This is a genomic window from Agromyces sp. NPDC057865, from assembly GCF_042796995.1.
GTDB lineage: Bacteria > Actinomycetota > Actinomycetes > Actinomycetales > Microbacteriaceae > Agromyces.
In genome coordinates this window covers 140,533-156,512 of the sequence record NZ_JBHVMJ010000004.1, presented here as the reverse complement: position 1 = coordinate 156,512, position 15,980 = coordinate 140,533, and the positions used below count along the sequence as shown (strand labels likewise).

General features: G+C 72.1%; 15 protein-coding genes. 11 read left to right on the top strand and 4 right to left on the bottom strand.

Annotated features, from left to right (window positions below):
- The 8 genes from ACFVN5_RS18500 (at position 1) to ACFVN5_RS18465 (ending at position 6,434) form a co-directional block, all read left to right on the top strand.
- Positions 1–642 carry a CoA transferase subunit B gene (locus tag ACFVN5_RS18500; protein ID WP_376957131.1) on the top strand — a complete coding sequence of 214 codons (642 nt, stop codon included), beginning with the start codon at positions 1–3 and terminating at the stop codon, positions 640–642.
- A 124-nt stretch (positions 643–766) separates the two neighbouring features.
- Positions 767–1,504, top strand: coding sequence for a hypothetical protein (locus tag ACFVN5_RS18495; protein WP_376957128.1), 738 nt, complete (start codon positions 767–769; stop codon positions 1,502–1,504).
- Complete coding sequence (locus ACFVN5_RS18490) at positions 1,501–2,232, top strand: hypothetical protein (RefSeq protein WP_376957125.1); 732 nt, start codon at positions 1,501–1,503, stop codon at positions 2,230–2,232. The genes ACFVN5_RS18495 and ACFVN5_RS18490 overlap by 4 nt, the downstream gene beginning before the upstream one ends.
- A gap of 72 nt (positions 2,233–2,304) precedes the next feature.
- On the top strand, positions 2,305–2,832 hold the full coding sequence (locus tag ACFVN5_RS18485) for a hypothetical protein (RefSeq protein WP_376957123.1): 528 nt from the start codon (positions 2,305–2,307) through the stop codon (positions 2,830–2,832).
- A 71-nt stretch (positions 2,833–2,903) separates the two neighbouring features.
- Positions 2,904–4,034, top strand: a complete 1,131-nt coding sequence (gene ispG / locus ACFVN5_RS18480) for a flavodoxin-dependent (E)-4-hydroxy-3-methylbut-2-enyl-diphosphate synthase (protein WP_376957263.1) — start codon at positions 2,904–2,906, stop codon at positions 4,032–4,034.
- Positions 4,035–4,110: 76 nt separating this feature from the next.
- On the top strand, positions 4,111–5,124 hold the full coding sequence (locus ACFVN5_RS18475) for a hypothetical protein (RefSeq protein ID WP_376957120.1): 1,014 nt from the start codon (positions 4,111–4,113) through the stop codon (positions 5,122–5,124).
- A gap of 73 nt (positions 5,125–5,197) precedes the next feature.
- Positions 5,198–5,377, top strand: coding sequence for a hypothetical protein (locus ACFVN5_RS18470; protein ID WP_376957117.1), 180 nt, complete (start codon positions 5,198–5,200; stop codon positions 5,375–5,377).
- A 31-nt stretch (positions 5,378–5,408) separates the two neighbouring features.
- Positions 5,409–6,434: a hypothetical protein gene (locus ACFVN5_RS18465; RefSeq protein ID WP_376957115.1), complete on the top strand. Its 1,026-nt coding sequence runs from the start codon at positions 5,409–5,411 to the stop codon at positions 6,432–6,434.
- Positions 6,435–6,443: 9 nt separating this feature from the next.
- On the opposite strand, the gene ACFVN5_RS18460 is transcribed toward ACFVN5_RS18465, so the two are convergent.
- On the bottom strand, positions 6,444–7,874 hold the full coding sequence (locus tag ACFVN5_RS18460; RefSeq protein WP_376957112.1) for an RNB domain-containing ribonuclease: 1,431 nt from the start codon (positions 7,872–7,874) through the stop codon (positions 6,444–6,446).
- A gap of 139 nt (positions 7,875–8,013) precedes the next feature.
- On the opposite strand from ACFVN5_RS18460, the gene ACFVN5_RS18455 reads away from it, so the two are divergent.
- Complete coding sequence (locus ACFVN5_RS18455) at positions 8,014–9,780, top strand: proline--tRNA ligase (protein ID WP_376957109.1); 1,767 nt, start codon at positions 8,014–8,016, stop codon at positions 9,778–9,780.
- Between the two features lie 54 nt (positions 9,781–9,834).
- Here the strand turns inward: ACFVN5_RS18455 and ACFVN5_RS18450 are convergent, their stop codons facing one another.
- On the bottom strand, positions 9,835–10,650 hold the full coding sequence (locus ACFVN5_RS18450) for a DUF1206 domain-containing protein (RefSeq protein WP_376957106.1): 816 nt from the start codon (positions 10,648–10,650) through the stop codon (positions 9,835–9,837).
- A 187-nt stretch (positions 10,651–10,837) separates the two neighbouring features.
- Here ACFVN5_RS18450 and ACFVN5_RS18445 point away from each other — a divergent pair, with 187 nt between their 5' ends.
- Entirely contained in the window at positions 10,838–12,847 is a 2,010-nt protein-coding gene (locus ACFVN5_RS18445) for a PhoX family protein (protein ID WP_376957103.1), read from the top strand.
- A 103-nt stretch (positions 12,848–12,950) separates the two neighbouring features.
- Here the strand turns inward: ACFVN5_RS18445 and ACFVN5_RS18440 are convergent, their stop codons facing one another.
- Together ACFVN5_RS18440 and ACFVN5_RS18435 are read right to left on the bottom strand one after the other, a co-directional pair.
- Positions 12,951–14,090 carry a glycosyltransferase gene (locus tag ACFVN5_RS18440; protein WP_376957100.1) on the bottom strand — a complete coding sequence of 380 codons (1,140 nt, stop codon included), beginning with the start codon at positions 14,088–14,090 and terminating at the stop codon, positions 12,951–12,953.
- On the bottom strand, positions 14,087–14,737 hold the full coding sequence (locus ACFVN5_RS18435) for a TetR/AcrR family transcriptional regulator (protein WP_376957097.1): 651 nt from the start codon (positions 14,735–14,737) through the stop codon (positions 14,087–14,089). The genes ACFVN5_RS18440 and ACFVN5_RS18435 overlap by 4 nt, the downstream gene beginning before the upstream one ends.
- Before the next feature lie 232 nt (positions 14,738–14,969).
- On the opposite strand from ACFVN5_RS18435, the gene nusA reads away from it, so the two are divergent.
- The gene (gene nusA / locus ACFVN5_RS18430; RefSeq protein WP_376957094.1) at positions 14,970–15,968 is read left to right on the top strand and encodes a transcription termination factor NusA; all 999 of its coding nucleotides are present in this window, start codon (positions 14,970–14,972) and stop codon (positions 15,966–15,968) included.
- Positions 15,969–15,980 lie beyond the last annotated feature (12 nt).

The following is a 15,980-nucleotide window of genomic DNA, read 5'->3' as shown; positions in this document are numbered from 1 at the left end:
ATGGCGCTGACGCGATTCGAGATGGCCGCGCGCGCCGCGCGCGAGCTCCACGACGGCTCCTACGTCAACCTCGGCATTGGACTGCCCACGCTCGTGCCGAACTACGTGCCCGAGGGCGTCACGATCCTGCTCCAGTCCGAGAACGGCATCCTCGGCGTCGGCCCGTACCCGACCGAGGACGAGGTCGATCCCGACCTCATCAACGCGGGCAAGGAGACGGTCACCGTGCTGCCCGGCGCCGCCTACTTCGACTCGGCCACGAGCTTCGGCATGATCCGCGGCGGCAAGATCGACGCCGCGATCCTCGGCGCGATGCAGGTGTCGGCCGCGGGCGACCTGGCGAACTGGATGATCCCCGGCAAGATGGTGAAGGGCCCCGGCGGCGCGATGGACCTCGTGCACGGCGCCCGCCGCAAGATCGTGCTGATGGAGCACGTCGCGAAGGACGGCTCGCCCAAGATCGTGGACGAGTGCTCGCTGCCGCTCACCGGCAAGGGCGTCGTTGACCGCATCATCACCGACCTCGCCGTGATCGACGTCACGCCCGACGGCCTGAAGCTCGTGGAGGTCGCGCCCGGCGTGACCGTCGACGAGGTCGTCGCGGCGACCGAGCCGCCGCTCGACACGAGCGCCGTGGCCTGACCCAAGCGGACCCTGCCCTCCGATACGGAATCGTGATGCGGTGCGGCACCCTCGGGTGCCGCACCGCAGCCATGATCGGAGGAGGCGTCTTCCGAGACGCCGACGATCCAGACCCAGGAGTCCGATGACCCGAACGTTCCGCGCCGGCGCCCTCACCGCCGCCGCGATCTCGCTCATGCTCGCGCTCGCAGCGTGCGTCGGCCCGACGCCGACTCCGTCACCGACGGCGGATGCGGCGACGCCGCGCCGGACCGCCACGGCGACGCCGACCGCCGAGCCGGTCGATCCGCTCACGACCGTGACGGAGATCGTCGCGCGCCCCGAGTCGCTGGAGCTCCGCGACGCATCCGGCGTCGTCGTGACCTCGCTCGACTACCTCACCCCTGCGGCTCCGGCCATCGAAACGCTCACGACGGTGTTCGGCGCGGCACCGGATCCGGAGGACCACCAGGGCAACGGCCACTTCCCGCCGAACACCGCGCACCGATGGGGCGGGTTCGAGCTCTGGGAGAACCGCTACGTCGACCGCTGGGCGGAGTTCGCCGACCGGGAGCGCACGCTGTACCAGCCGAGCTTCCGTGTGGCGTTCACGGATTCGCAGAGCTCGGGCGTCGCACTCACCACGTCCGACGGCATCGGGGTCGGGTACTCGTGGAGAGACCTGCAGGCGATGCCCGACCTGCAGGTCAATCCGAGTGGATGCTCCGGGCCCTACCTCGAATACATCGAGCGCGACGAGACATGGCCCGACGGCACGGTGCACGTGAAGCGGTTCGGCGTGGACTTCGGGAACACGGACGATGCCGATGCCGTCACCCGGGTCGATGCGCCGACGCCGATTTACGAGGACGGTTGCGCGTGAGCGCCCTCCGCGCCGGCATCCTGCCCGCCGCTGCCATCCTCGTCGCGCTGACCTTCACCGGCTGCGTCGGCCAGTCGACGCCGCAGGACAGCGCCGCACCGTCGTCGTCGCCCTCCGTGCCGAGCCCGGCCCCCACCACCGCGCCGGCGGAGCCCGTGATCGCATCGATCGTCGTCCGCCCCGAGCAGCTCGACCTGCAGGACGGGTCCGGCGCCGTCGTCCGGACGCTCTCGTACGACCTGGCCGCCGACGAGTTCGTCGCCGACCTGACCGTGGTCTTCGGCGGCGAGCCTACGATCGAGGAGTACGCGGGGTCGTGCTGCGAAGCCCGGCCGGAGACGAGGTACCGGTGGGAGGACTTCCAGGTCTCCGACGACCACATGGGCCACTTCGCCGACGACGACCACTCCGTGTGGATCCCCGACGACGGGCCGGACGTCGCCGGCATGAACCTGGCGGTGCAGGTCACGGCACCGACCGTGCGAGGTATCACCCTGACGACTTCACCGGGTTTCGAGGTCGGGGACGACGTCGGCGAGCTCGCCGGACGGTTGGGGGAGCCGTACGATGTCGACGGCTACGTCGAGGTACCCGTCGAGACGGGCCCTGAGCTCGGCCCGTCCGAGGTGGAGGGCAGGACCAACGCCTATTCCGTGGTGATCTGGAAGGACGGCGAGGACGGCTTCCGCCTCGTCGCTCCCGTCAACATCGGCGTCGGGCGGGTCTAGCTCGAATGGAACCAGGAGTCCGATGACCCGAACGCTGCGGCCGGCGCCCTCACCGCCGCCGCGCTCTCCCTGGTGCTCGCCCTGAGCGCGTGCGCCGGCTCCACGCCGACCCTGACGCCGGATGCCGCGACGCCGCGTCCGACCGCGTCGCCGACGCCGTCCGCCGAGCCCGTCGACCCGCTCACGACGGTGACCGTCCTGGTGGCCCGTCCTGACGCGTTGGAGCTGCGCGATGCGACCGGGACGGTAGTGGCGACCCTCGGCTACCTCTCGGCTCCCTCCGAGGCGGTCGCCGCGCTCACGACGGTCTTCGGGGTCGCTCCCGTCGATCAGCCGGTCGAAGGCGGGAACCACCTCCCGCCCCGAACGTGGCACCCCGACGTCGGCGCGGGCTGGGAGGAACTCGTCGCGATCCCCGAGCTTCGGCAGAATCCCTCCGGCTGCTCCGAACCGTATCTCGAGTACGTCGAGGAGTCCCGCGCGGCCGTCGGGGGTCCCGGCACCGTGAAGATCAGCGTGGAGTTCCGCCCGAGCGAGGACTCCGCGACGATCGCCTCGGTCGACGCACCGGTCCCGGTGTACGAGAACGGCTGCGCCTGAGGCATCCGCCCATCGGCCCGCACTCCCGCAGCCGGAAGTAGACTCGTACGGTGCCTGCAGTGAATCTCGGAATGCCGAAGGTCCCCGAAACCCTGGCCCCGCGACGCAAGTCCCGGCAGATCAAGGTGGGCAAGGTGCTCGTCGGCGGCGACGCGCCCGTGAGCGTGCAGTCGATGACCACGACGCCGACGCCGAACATCAACGCGACGCTGCAGCAGATCGCCGAGCTGACCGCCTCGGGCTGCGACATCGTCCGCGTCGCCGTGCCCAGCCGCGACGATGCCGAGGCGCTGCCGATCATCGCGAAGAAGAGCCAGATCCCGGTCATCGCCGACATCCACTTCCAGCCGAACTACGTGTACGCGGCGATCGACGCGGGCTGCGCGGCCGTGCGTGTGAACCCGGGCAACATCCGCAAGTTCGACGACCAGGTCGGCGAGATCGCGCGCCGCGCGAAGGAGGCGGGCGTCTCGATCCGCATCGGCGTGAACGCCGGCTCGCTCGACCCGCGCCTGCTCCAGAAGTACGGCAAGGCGACGCCCGAGGCGCTCGTCGAGTCGGCGGTGTGGGAGGCGAGCCTCTTCGAGGAGCACGACTTCCACGACTTCAAGATCTCGGTGAAGCACAACGACCCGATCGTGATGGTGAAGGCCTACCGCCAGCTCGCCGAGCGGGGCGACTGGCCCCTGCACCTCGGCGTGACCGAGGCCGGTCCCGCGTTCCAGGGCACCATCAAGAGCGCGACGGCCTTCGGCATCCTGCTCAGCGAGGGCATCGGCGACACGATCCGGGTGTCGCTGTCGGCGCCGCCCGTCGAGGAGGTCAAGGTCGGCCTGCAGATCCTGCAGTCCCTCAACCTCCGCGAGCGCAAGCTCGAGATCGTGTCGTGCCCCTCGTGCGGCCGCGCGCAGGTCGACGTCTACAAGCTCGCGAACGACGTCACCGACGGGCTCGAGGGCATGAGCGTGCCGCTGCGCGTCGCCGTCATGGGCTGCGTCGTCAACGGACCCGGTGAGGCACGAGAGGCCGACCTCGGCGTGGCATCCGGCAACGGCAAGGGCCAGATCTTCGTGAAGGGCGAGGTCATCAAGACCGTCCCAGAGTCGGAGATCGTCGCGACGCTCATCGCCGAGGCGAACCGCATCGCCGACGAGATGGGCGCGGATGCCCCGGTCGGCAGCCCGCAGGTCGTCACGCCCTGAGCCGTTTCCCGCGTCGTATCCGAATCGATATCCACGCGGTTCTCCCCGATGGATTCCCGAGCGATACATTCTCGCCATGACACGTATCACTGGCGCCCTACTCGTCGGTATTCTCCTCGCGGCATTGACCGGTTGCGTCCCAGCAGCGGATGCCGCCGCCCCTACCCCGGAGCCTCCGTCGCCGACGGCGACCGCGGAGCCCACGCCGACGATCGTCGCGAAGCCGGCCGTCGCATTCGGCGGCTCGTGCGCGGCGGTCGCCGATGAGGCGACCCTGTCCGAGCTCGTCGGCGACGACGTGGCGCTGCGCTCGACGGCCGGGAACAGCGAGCGCGTCTGGGCCGTCGACGTGCTCGGTGGTCTCTTCTGCGCCTGGATGAGCGACTCCGAGGCCCACGTCGAGCTCGACGTGATGCCCGGGGCCGGACTCGAAGCCCAGGTCGCGAAGGCGGAGGCGAAGTCGCCGTACTGCTACGGCGGCGAGCCGGTCGAGAACCGCTGCTCGTTCAGCACGGTCGTCGGCGGCTACTGGCTCACGGGCATCGTCGGTGTGGCGAACGGATCGGCGGACACCGCCCTCGACGTGATCGACGCCATCACGGCCGGCGTCGGGGACGCCGCCGCCGCGAATCCTCCCGTGCCCGTGCATCGCGCCGAGGGGATGTGGACGGTACCGGCCGACTGCGCCACCTTCGGGTCGGCGGTGGACACGACCGCCGTCCTCGGAGAGGCGTTCACCGCGGAGGAGGGCGGCCGCGGCGGTGAGGCCTCGCCCGGCTTCATGGCGGCGACGGCTACGGTCGGCGACTTCCCGTGCACCTGGTCCACCCCGGAGTACGCACGGTGGTTCGGGAGCGAACTCCTCCCGGGTGCCGGCTGGGCCATCGCCGAGCTGGCCACCCGCGAGGGCGCCCAGGCGGTCGCCGTCGACGGCGCGCTCGAGGCCGTCGCCGTGCCCCACGGCAGCGACACGACCTCGGTCTACGCCACCGACGGCGTCAACCTCGCGTGGGTCCAGGTGCCCGCCGACATCGATCGGGCGAGCTCCACGGCGCTGCTGACGATGATCATGGCGGCGGCGTCGCGGTGACCCGGGCTCGCGGGTAACGTGGGCCCCACGGAATGCCCTTACATGCGGCATCCGTTCGCGAGAGGGGACCGCGATGAGCGGAGACGGCACGCAGTTCGAGTACCCCGACGAGGCGGGCTACCCCGACGGCATGGGGACGCTGCACGAGGGGACCGACGAGGCATCCGGTGAGGCGGCCGAGGCGGACACGGCCGAGGACGAGCTCGACGATTTCGCGATGCAGGACGAAGAGGACGTCGACGGCAACGTCTGAGCCTGGGGACCGAGGGCACTAGCGTTGTGCCGTGGCCCGAACCCTGCCCGCGCTCGCGTTGAGCGCCGCCCTCGTCACCCTGCTCTCCGGCTGCGTGTCCGTAGCGACCGCCGAGACGGAGCCCCCGACCCCGAGCATCGTCGCCGAGACGCCCGAGCCGACCGCCGAACCCGACCCGCTCGCACCGCCGGCGCTCGTGTTCGACGGCAATTGCTCCACCGTCCTCACCGACGCCGAGGTCTCGGCGGCGAGCGGCGGACCGGTAGTCTCGCGCGCCGACGGGCCCGTCGATGGGGTGACGATCGCCGTCCAGCAGCTCGGGGGCATCCGGTGCGCCTGGGACGACGACGCCGGCCTCCCGCAGGTGTGGATCACCGTCATCCCGCACGCTGCGGTCGCGGACGCCGCCGCTGCCTCGGGCGCCGACGAGGGCAGCGCCCCGACCTGCTACGGCGACGACGTGCAGGGGCGGTGCTCGTTCGGTCGCACCGTCGGCGAGTACTGGATCGCGGGCGTCCTGTATACCGCGGTCGACTCCGGTGCGGATGCCGTCGAGGGGATCGATGCGCTGGTCGACGCGTTCGACGCTCGATCCGACCGACCGGCGCCCGCTCCGGTCACACGACCGGGCGCCTGGCCGGCCGACCAGGACTGCGCGTTCCTCGATGCCGCCGCAGCGCTCGGGCAGCCCGACCTCGAGGCGACCGACGGGCACCACCCGGCGGAGGCGGGGCCTGGCGTGTACGCCGCGCTCCGCGCCACGGGCTACCGATCCTGCGGCTGGTGGAGCGCGTCCAGCTCGTTCGGGCTGGGACTGACGACGATCCCCGGCGCCGGCTGGGCGGTCCGCACAGCGGCTGCGGAGTCCGGCGCGATCGCGACACCGGTCGACGGCGCCGGGGAATCGGTCGCCGTCGCGACGTCTGAGGAGTCGTGGGCACTGCTCGCCACGGACGGGGTGAACCTCGTGATCGCCACCCCGTACAACCGGGGCATCGAACCCGAGGAGCTCGCCCCGGCCGTCGCGGCGGCGATCGCGGCGCACGCGCAGGGCTGATCGGCGCGGTCAGGCCGCCCGGAACCGCACGGTGCCGGTGCGGATGTCCGCGCCCTCGAGCACCACGGCCAGCTGCGCGCCCGGACGCGCCTCGGGCGGCGCGGGACACGTCGCCGTGACCGCCGGCTCGACGAGCTGGATCACCGCCGAACCGTTCCGCAGTCCGAGCACCGTCGCGTCGAACCGGTCGCCGACGCGATCCGACAGCACGGCGGCCTCGACCCGTGCGATCGACCCCGCGTCGAGCTGCGACGCCCGACGGGTCGACGCGCCCATGAGCGACGGCAGCTCGCCGAGCGACGCTCGCGCCCAGTCGGGGACCTCGCGCCCGTCGGCGATCGCCTCGCACACCACGAGTCCCCAGCGGTCGACGAGTCGGCGCAACGGGGCCGTGACGTGGGCGTACGGGGCGGCCAGGGCGGACTGCACCGGGTCGTCGGGCACGGTGCCGTCCATTGCCACGTAACCGGCTCCGCGGAACAGCCCGCTCGCGGCCTGGAGGATCGCGAGCGATGCGGGCTCGTCGCGCGGCAGCTCGTGGAGGTACTCGCCATAGCCGATCGACTCGGGCCACGGGCGTCCGAGCGCCTCGGTCTGGCGGCGGAACGACGCGATCTCCTCGTCGGACGGCTTCGGCATGGTGCGCAGGATGCCGACGCGCGCGGCGATCATGAGCTCGGCGGCGGCCATGCCGGTCATGAGCGAGAGCTGCGCGTTCCAGTCCTCGACCGGCAGGAGCCTGCGTCGTTCGAGGGCGTAGCCGCCGTCGGGCGTGCGCACGATCTCCTCGTCGGGCACGTTGAGGCTCGCGCCGCCGCGCGCCCGCTCCTGCTCGAGCCGTAGCCCGCCCACCTCCTTCAGCAGGGCGAGGGACCCGTCGGCCGACCCGTCGTCGATGCTCGACTGCGCCTGCGCGTAGTCGAGCTGCGCGCGGGAGCGCACGACCGCGCGCTCGAGGCGGGTCTCGAGCACGGCTCCAGCCTCGTCGAGGTCGAACGACCACACGTAGGCGCTGCGGTCGACGCCGGGGAGCAGCGACGCCCGGTCCTCGCTGAGCACGGGCGGATGCAGCGGCACCCGTCCGTCGGCGGCGTAGAACGTCTGCCCGCGCCCGCGGGCCTCGAGGTCGACGGCGCCGCCGGGCAGCACGAAGCCCGGGACATCCGCGATCGCGTAGTGCACGACGTAGCCGCCTGCGCGTCGAGACAGGTGCAGCGCCTGGTCGAGGTCGAGCGAGCCCGGGGGATCGATCGTGACGAACGGGAGGTCGCGCCGGTCGGCCGCGGGCGGCGGCGTCGGGGCCGCCGCGGACTCCGCCTCGTCGAGCACGGCCGGAGGGAATCCGTCGGGCAGCTCGAGCGTCTCCCTGAGCTCGGCGAGCGCCGCGGCGAGCTCGCTCTGGGCGGCGGAACCGGCGACGTGCGGTCGGCGTCGAGGCATGCGGCAAGCCTAGGCCCGGCCGCGTGAGCGACCGGGTGTCGCGGATGACGCGACGACGTGGCATCCGTGCGTCACGAGAATCGCCGGGTGACGCGCATGACGCGACGATGTGGCATCCGTGCGTCACTAGAATCGTCGGGTGCCCGTACGCCTGTCGAACTTCTTCCTCCGCACGCTCCGCGAAGACCCGGCCGACGCCGAGATCGCGAGCCACAAGCTGCTTGTCCGCGCCGGCTACATCCGGCGCCAGGCGCCCGGCATCTTCGCCTGGCTGCCGCTCGGCCTGCGCGTGAAGGCGAAGATCGAGCGGATCATCCGCGAGGAGATGACCAACGCCGGGGCGCACGAGGTGCACTTCCCCGCGCTGCTGCCCCGCGAGCCCTACGAGGTCACGGGCCGCTGGACGGAGTACGGCGACGCGCTGTTCCGCCTGCAGGACCGCAAGGAGGCCGACTACCTGCTCGCGCCGACGCACGAGGAGGTCTTCACGCTGCTCGTGAAGGACCTGTACTCCTCGTACAAGGACCTGCCGCTCACGATCTACCAGATCCAGGACAAGTACCGCGACGAGGCCCGGCCGCGCGCCGGCCTCCTGCGCGGCCGCGAGTTCACGATGAAGGACGCCTACTCGTTCGACGCCTCCGACGCCGGCCTCGACGCCAGCTACCAGGCGCAGCGCGACGCGTACGAGCGCATCTTCGCGCGGCTCGGGCTCGAGTACGTGATCGTCAAGGCGGATGCCGGTGCGATGGGCGGCTCGAAGTCGGAGGAGTTCCTGCACCCGACGCCCGTCGGCGAGGACACCTTCGTGCGCTCGGCCGGGGGCTACGCAGCGAACGTCGAGGCGTTCACGACCGTCGTGCCCGAGGCGATCCCGTTCGACGGGCTGCCCGCGGCCGAGGTGCTCGACTCGCCGAACACGCCGACCATCGCGACGCTCGTGGACCTCGCCAACCTCGAGTACCCGCGTCCCGACGGCCGCGACTGGACCGCCGCCGACACGCTGAAGAACGTCGTGCTCGCGCTCACGCACCTCGACGGCACGCGCGAGGTCGTCGTCGTCGGCATCCCGGGCGACCGCGAGATCGAGGCCAAGCGCGTCGAGGTCACCTTCGCGCCCGCGGAGGTCGAGCCCGCGACCGAGCAGGACTTCGCGCGCCACCCCGGCCTCGTGAAGGGTTACATCGGCCCGTGGTCGGCCGACGGACCGGTGCTCGGCGCCGAGTCGTCGACCGGCATCCGCTTCTTCCTCGACCCTCGCGTGGTCGACGGCACCGAGTGGATCACCGGCGCGAACCTCGACGAGCAGCACGTCTTCGGCCTCGTCGCCGGACGCGACTTCACCGCCGACGGCGTGGTCGAGGTCTCGAACGTGCGCGACGGCGACCCCGCGCCCGACGGCTCGGGCCCGGTGGAGCTCGCGCGCGGCATGGAGATGGGCCACGTGTTCCAGCTCGGCCGCAAGTACGCCGAGGCGCTCGGGCTCAAGGTGCTCGACGAGAACGGCAAGCTCGCGACCGTCACGATGGGCTCGTACGGCATCGGCGTGACGCGCATCCTCGCGATCATCGCCGAGCTCAACAACGACGACAAGGGCCTCGTCTGGCCCGCGCCGGTCGCGCCGTTCGACGTGCACGTGCTCGCCACGGGCAAGGACCAGGCGGCCTTCGACGCCGCCGAGCGCGTCGTGGCCGACCTCGAGGCCGCGGGCTACGACGTGGTCTACGACGACCGCCCGAAGCTCTCGCCCGGCGTGAAGTTCGCGGACGCGGAGCTCATCGGCGTGCCGAAGATCGTGATCGCGGGCCGTGGGGTCGCCGATGGCGTGGTCGAGGTCTGGGACCGCGCGTCGGGCGACCGTGTCGCGGTGCCGATCGACGGAGTGGTCGCCGCACTGGCCGGCTGAGCCACTGGCCGGTCGGCTGAGCCGCCCGCTCGGGCTCGCGCCCGCGTTCGCGACTCAGAGGCGGGCGTACCGCGCCCGCGCGAAGCAGTACACGCCGTAGATCACGAGTCCCGCGCCGACGAGCCAGAGCAGGACGCGACCGAACGGCAGCTCCGCCATGCTCCGCAGCGCGGCATCCAGGCCCCCGGCCTTCTCGGGATCGTGGGTCAGGGCCGCGATGACGAACAGCACGCCGACGACCGCGACGGCGACGCCCTTGGCCACGTAGCCGACGACGCCGAGCGCGCGGATGCCGCCGCCGACCGCGCCGGCGGGCAGCGACAGCTGCTTCTCGAAGTCGCGGCGGGCGCCCCGCACGACGAACGCGACGCCGACGCCGAGCACGAGGAGTCCGAGCAGGACGACGAGCACGACGCCGGCGGGGTTCGCGAGGAGGTCGGCGGTGAACGTCCGGGTGGACTCCGAGGAGTCGGAGCTCCCGCCGAGGGCGTACACGAGCGCCGTGCCGGCGATCGCGAAGTAGGCGGCCGCGGTGCCGACCTCCTTGGCTCGCCGTCCCCACCGCCGCTTCGCGTCGGGATCGCGCTCGACGACGGCCTCGCCGATCCGCCAGACGCCGAGCGCCGCGAGCCCGACCACGATGACCCAGAGCACCACCACGCCGAACGGGACGCGCGCGATCTGCTCCATGGCCCCGCTCTGGTCGGCCTCGCCGCCGCCCGCCCCCGCGGCGATCGACACGGCGATCATGCCGATGACGACGTGGACGAGTCCGAGCACCACGTAGCCGGCGCGGGCGGCGAGTCGGAACGCGGTCGAGTCCTGGGCGGCATCGACGGCGGCGCTGGGGGAGACAGAGGTCGGGTTCATGTCGACACTGTAGGCACGGGCATGTCGCGCGATCACCCCCTTGTGCTTCACCGCGACGTCAGTTCCTGTTCACCGTCGCGGTGCCTTCGCGTTTCCTCGGACGACGACGCTCGGATCGACCCGTTCGTCGATCGTGAGGACCCGAGAAGTGACGATTTCCGACCAGACTCCGCTGCGATTGCTCCCCATGGCCGACCACGTCCGCGGCAAGCGCTCGGCCGTGACGTGCCGGCTGAAGTGCGCCGACGCGTGCCTCGGACCCGAGTGCAACACGTCGGACAACGCGCACTTCCGCGACATCGCATCGGCGGCCCTCACCCGTCGTTCGCTGCTCGGCCTGGGACTCGCGGGCGCCGTCGGGCTCGTGGTCGGCAACGCCGTCGGCGGCGGGTCGGGCGCCGCGTACGCCGCGAAGCCCGGAAACGCCGGCCTCGCGTTCGGCGCGATCGACCCCGTCGACCGCCTCGTCGACGAGTTCACGGTGCCGGCAGGCTACCGATGGAGCCCGATCATCCGCTGGGGCGACCCGCTGTTCTCGTCGTCGCCGTCGCTCGACTTCGCGAACCAGTCGGCCGACGCCCAGGCGGGCCAGTTCGGCTACAACAACGACTACCTCGACATCATCGCCGACCCGAGCGGCAAGACGGGCGTGCTCGTCGCGAACCACGAGTACGTCAACCCGAACATCATGTTCCCGCCCACGAGCGATCCCGCCGAGAAGCGCCGCCGCGGCGACATCTACAAGGCGGCGCAGGGCATGTCCGTCGTCGAGCTGCGCCGTGACAAGGCCGGCGACCCGTGGTTGTACGTGGTGGGCGGCAGGCGCAACCGCCGCATCACGGTCGAGACCGTGTTCGAGCTGACCGGTCCCGCGGCCGGCTCCGACCTGGTGAAGACCGCCGCCGACCCCGAAGGACGCTGGGTCAAGGGCACGCTCGGCAACTGCGCCGGCGGCACCACCCCGTGGGGCACCGTGCTGTCGGGCGAGGAGAACTTCAACGGCTACTTCGCGTGGGCGGCCGACACGGCGGAGCAGAAGCGCTACAGCGGCACGTCGACGACCTCTACCGAGACCGGCTGGGAGGCGTACGACCCGCGCTTCGACGCGCACCGGGCCGGCTCCGTGAACGAGCCGAACCGCTTCGGCTGGATCGTGGAGATCGACCCGAACGACCCGACGTCGACGCCGCTCAAGCACACGGCCATGGGCCGACTGAAGCACGAGGGCGCCAACGTGATCATCGCCGAGGACGGCCGCGTCGTGGCGTACATGGGCGACGACGAGCGCAACGACTACCTGTACAAGTTCGTGTCGAAGGGCCGCTACACCGCGGCGACGTCGACCGGCGCGAAGAAGAAGAACCAGCGCCTGCTCAGCGAGGGCGACCTGTTCGTGGCGAAGTTCACGGGCAACTCGCCCGCCGGCGAGATCACGGGCGGCGGCGCGATGCCCAGTGACGGGCTCTTCGACGGTGCGGGCCAGTGGCTCCCGCTCACGCGGAACGGCCGGAGCGTGGTGCCGGGCATGACGATCGAGGAGGTGCTCGTCTACACGCGTCGCGCCGCCGACCTCGTGGGCGCGACCAAGATGGACCGCCCCGAGGACGTCGAGCCGAACCCGCGCACCGGCAAGGTGTACGTCGCGCTGACGAACAACAGCGCGCGCGGCACGTCCTCGCCGCTCGACGAGGCGAACCCGATCTCGGGCAACCGCTTCGGGCACGTCATCGAGCTCACGGAGACCGCCGGCCAGGCGGGGGAGACGTTCGGCTGGAACATCCTGCTGCTCTGCGGCGACCCGTCGAAGACCGCGTACACGTACTTCGCCGGCTTCCCGAAGGAGCTCGTGTCGCCGATCTCGTGCCCCGACAACCTCGCGTTCGACTCCGAGGGCAACCTCTGGATCTCGACCGACGGCGCGCCCGGCACGATCGGGTACAACGACGGCCTCTTCCGGGTGCCGCTCGAGGGCGACCAGCGCGGCAACGTGCAGCAGTTCCTCTCGGTGCCGCGCGAGGCCGAGACCTGCGGCCCGGTGATCCACGACCGCGAGGGCCTCGTCTTCGTGGCCGTGCAGCACCCGGGCGAGAACGGCTCCGTGGCCGCGCAGACGTCGCGCTTCCCCGACTACGGCTCGGCGGCGCCCGGTGCGGTCGCCGCGCCGCGCCCGTCGGTCGTGCAGGTCTGGCACGACTGACCGGCGACGAGCGGGGTGCGGATGCGGGGGCATCCGTCACCCGTCGCGGCGGGCGGCCCTGGGGAGCGGCCGCTCGTCGCATTCCCCCTCGAGCCGTGAGCGGTCACGCCTCCTCGGGCGACCGCCCGGACGAGTGCGTCGGTCGCCCGACGAGCGCCAGCAGGCGGTCGGATGCCGCGTCGGCGGCGTCGGCCGACCGGATGCGCCGCCCGAGGTCGGCCGCCGCGGCGGCCATGCGCCGGTCGCCGAGCGCGCGCACCACGGCCTCCGCGATCTGCCCGGGACGCACTCGCGGCGACAGCGCGACGCCCGCGCCTGCGGCTTCGATCGCGGCCGCGACCATGGGCTGGTCGGCGTGCGGGTTCATCGGGAGGATGACGAGCGGCAGGTCGTGGGCGAGCGCCGTCGAGGTCGTCGAGTGGCCGCCGTGCCCGACCACGAGCGAGGCCTCGGGGAGGACGTCGGCGTGCCGGCGCCGATCGGCCCACTCGACGTTCGGCGGCAGGTCGATCGGCCGGTCGGGCGCGATGCCGCCCGCGGTCACGAGCCCGCGCACCGGCAGCGATCCGAGCGCGGTCACGATGCGCTGGTAGGCGGAGGTCTGGCCGGGCAGCCACGTCGTCGACAGGCTGACCACGACGAGCGGCGGCCGGTCGGGATCAGGATGCGCCGGCACGCCGGTATCGGTGGGCCCGACCCAGGCCGTGCCGGGCTCGCCGACGTGCCCGGCCGGGTCGAGCGTCGCGTCGGCCGTCACGATGCGGGCGTCGGCGCTCCGCCAGGCGGCGCGCAGGTCGACGCCCCGGAGCCGTGCGACGATCCCGACGGGCCCGCGGGCGTACGCGTCGCGCCAGTACGCGAGGAAGGTGTGGAAGAGCACCGCGGACGGCACGCCCGCGTCGCGGGCGCCGAGCACCGCCGAGGCCGTGAGGCAGTCGACGAGCGCGACGTCGGTCTCATCGGACCGCAGCCGGTCGGCGACCTCGCGCCGGAGGGCGCCGTCGGACCCGAGCCGGCTGAACTGCCCGAGCGTCGACGGCAGCGACCGCGGGATCGTGCAGTCCCAGAACGCGAGCGCGTCGAGCGGCTCGAACCGGGCACCGGTTGGGGCGACGCGATCGCGCTGGCGCTCGTGCCCGAGGACGCGCACGTCCTCGCCGCGGCGCACGAGCGTGCGGGCGATGTCGAGCATGGGCGGCGCGTTCCCGCCCGCGTCGACGGTCACGAGCGTGACGGCGGTCATGGTCGTCTCCCTTCCCGAGTGGAGGGTCCTCGCGTGGCGGGCTCCGAGCTCGCAGGTGCGTCGATCGAGGCGAGCACGGATGCCACGAGGCGGCGCATGCGCCCGATCGTCGCCGCACGATCGAGGCCGCGGTCGCGCCGCATGAGCTTCCAGGTGTAGAGGTCGGTGGCCGCGACGAGCAGGTCGACCGCCTCGTCGCGGTCGGATGCATCGAGCCGCTCGACGGCCGGCGCGAACACGGCGCGGACCCAGTCGCGGTGCAGCATCCGGCCGCTCGCCGTGATCTCCGCGGCGACCGGCTCCCACGACTCCTGCGCGAGCAGCAGCAGCATGGTGTCGCCCCACGCCTCGTAGTGCCCCGCGAGCACCTCGAGCGCGGCATCCGCGTCGCCGACGGGCGTCTCGCGCTGGGCGACGACCTGCTCGCGGCCGCGGGTCGTCGCGGCGGCGAAGAGGCCGTCGCGGCTGCCGTACGCGCGCAGCACGGTCTGCACCGACACCCCCGCGCGGTCGGCGATCGCGGGGAGGGTGCACGCCGCGAGGGGGACCTCGCCGGCGAGCGCCACGGTCGCGTCGAGGATGCGCGCGCGGGTGCGGTCGGCCTCGGCCGCACGACCGCGCATGTCGTAGGTCCTCGTCGTTTTCATGATGATGTCCATTAACACCGAATTCATGGTTCATGTCAATGGGTGTTCACATGAACATCGAGCGCACGGATGCCCCCGAGCCGACGCCGTGCTCGCCGGTCCCGGCCGCGAGCGATCGCGCCCGATCGCCGTCCCGGCCTGCGGATGACGGGCGTCCCGACATTCCGGTACGGTAGAGAGTCGTCCGCTCGGGGTTCGAAGCGGCATGAGAGCTGAATAGAGGAGGCCGGCGATGGACATCGACCTCAGCGTGCTCCGCATGATGGAGCGCGAGAAGGAGATCCCGTTCGACGAACTGGTGGAGATCATCGAGCAGGCGATCCTCATGGCCTACTTGAAGCACACCAACCCCGGCCAGCACGGGCACGCGAACCCCGCGGGCGCCCGTGCGCACCTCGACCGCAAGACGGGCCACGTCTCGATCTACGTGCCCGAGTACGACGAGGACGGGAACGTCGTCGGCGAGGCCGAGGACAGCCCCAGCGACTTCGGCCGCATCGCCGCGTTCGCCGCGAAGCAGGTCATCAACCAGCGCCTGCGCGACCTCGCCGACGACGCCGTGCTCGGCGAGTTCCGCGGCCGCGAGGGCGACATCGTCGCCGGCGTCATCCAGCAGGGCCCGAACCCGCGCATGGTGCACATCGACCTCGGCACGGTCGAGGCGATCCTGCCCCCCGAGGAGCAGGTGCCCGGCGAGGAGTACCCGCACGGCCAGCGCATCCGCGTCTACGTCACGAGCGTCGCGAAGGGCGCGAAGGGCCCCTCGATCACGGTGTCGCGCACGCACCCCGCGCTCGTGCGCAAGCTGTTCGCGCTTGAGGTGCCCGAGATCGCCTCCGGCGTCGTCGAGATCGTGTCGCTCGCCCGCGAGGCCGGCCACCGCACGAAGATCGCCGTGCGCGCGAACCAGCCGGGTGTGAACGCGAAGGGCGCTGCCATCGGCGAGCTCGGCCAGCGCGTGCGCGCGGTGACCGCCGAACTCGGCGCCGAGAAGATCGACATCGTCGACTGGTCGGACGACCTCGCGACCTTCGTCGCGAGCGCCCTCTCGCCGGCCAAGGTGACGAGCGCCTTCGTCATCGACGAGCAGACCCGCGCCGTCCGGGCCCTGGTGCCCGACTACCAGCTGTCCCTCGCCATCGGCAAGGAGGGCCAGAACGCGCGCCTCGCGGCGAAGCTCACCGGCGCGAAGATCGACATCCAGCCCGACTCGATCCTCGAGTCGAACTGACCCGCGAGCCGG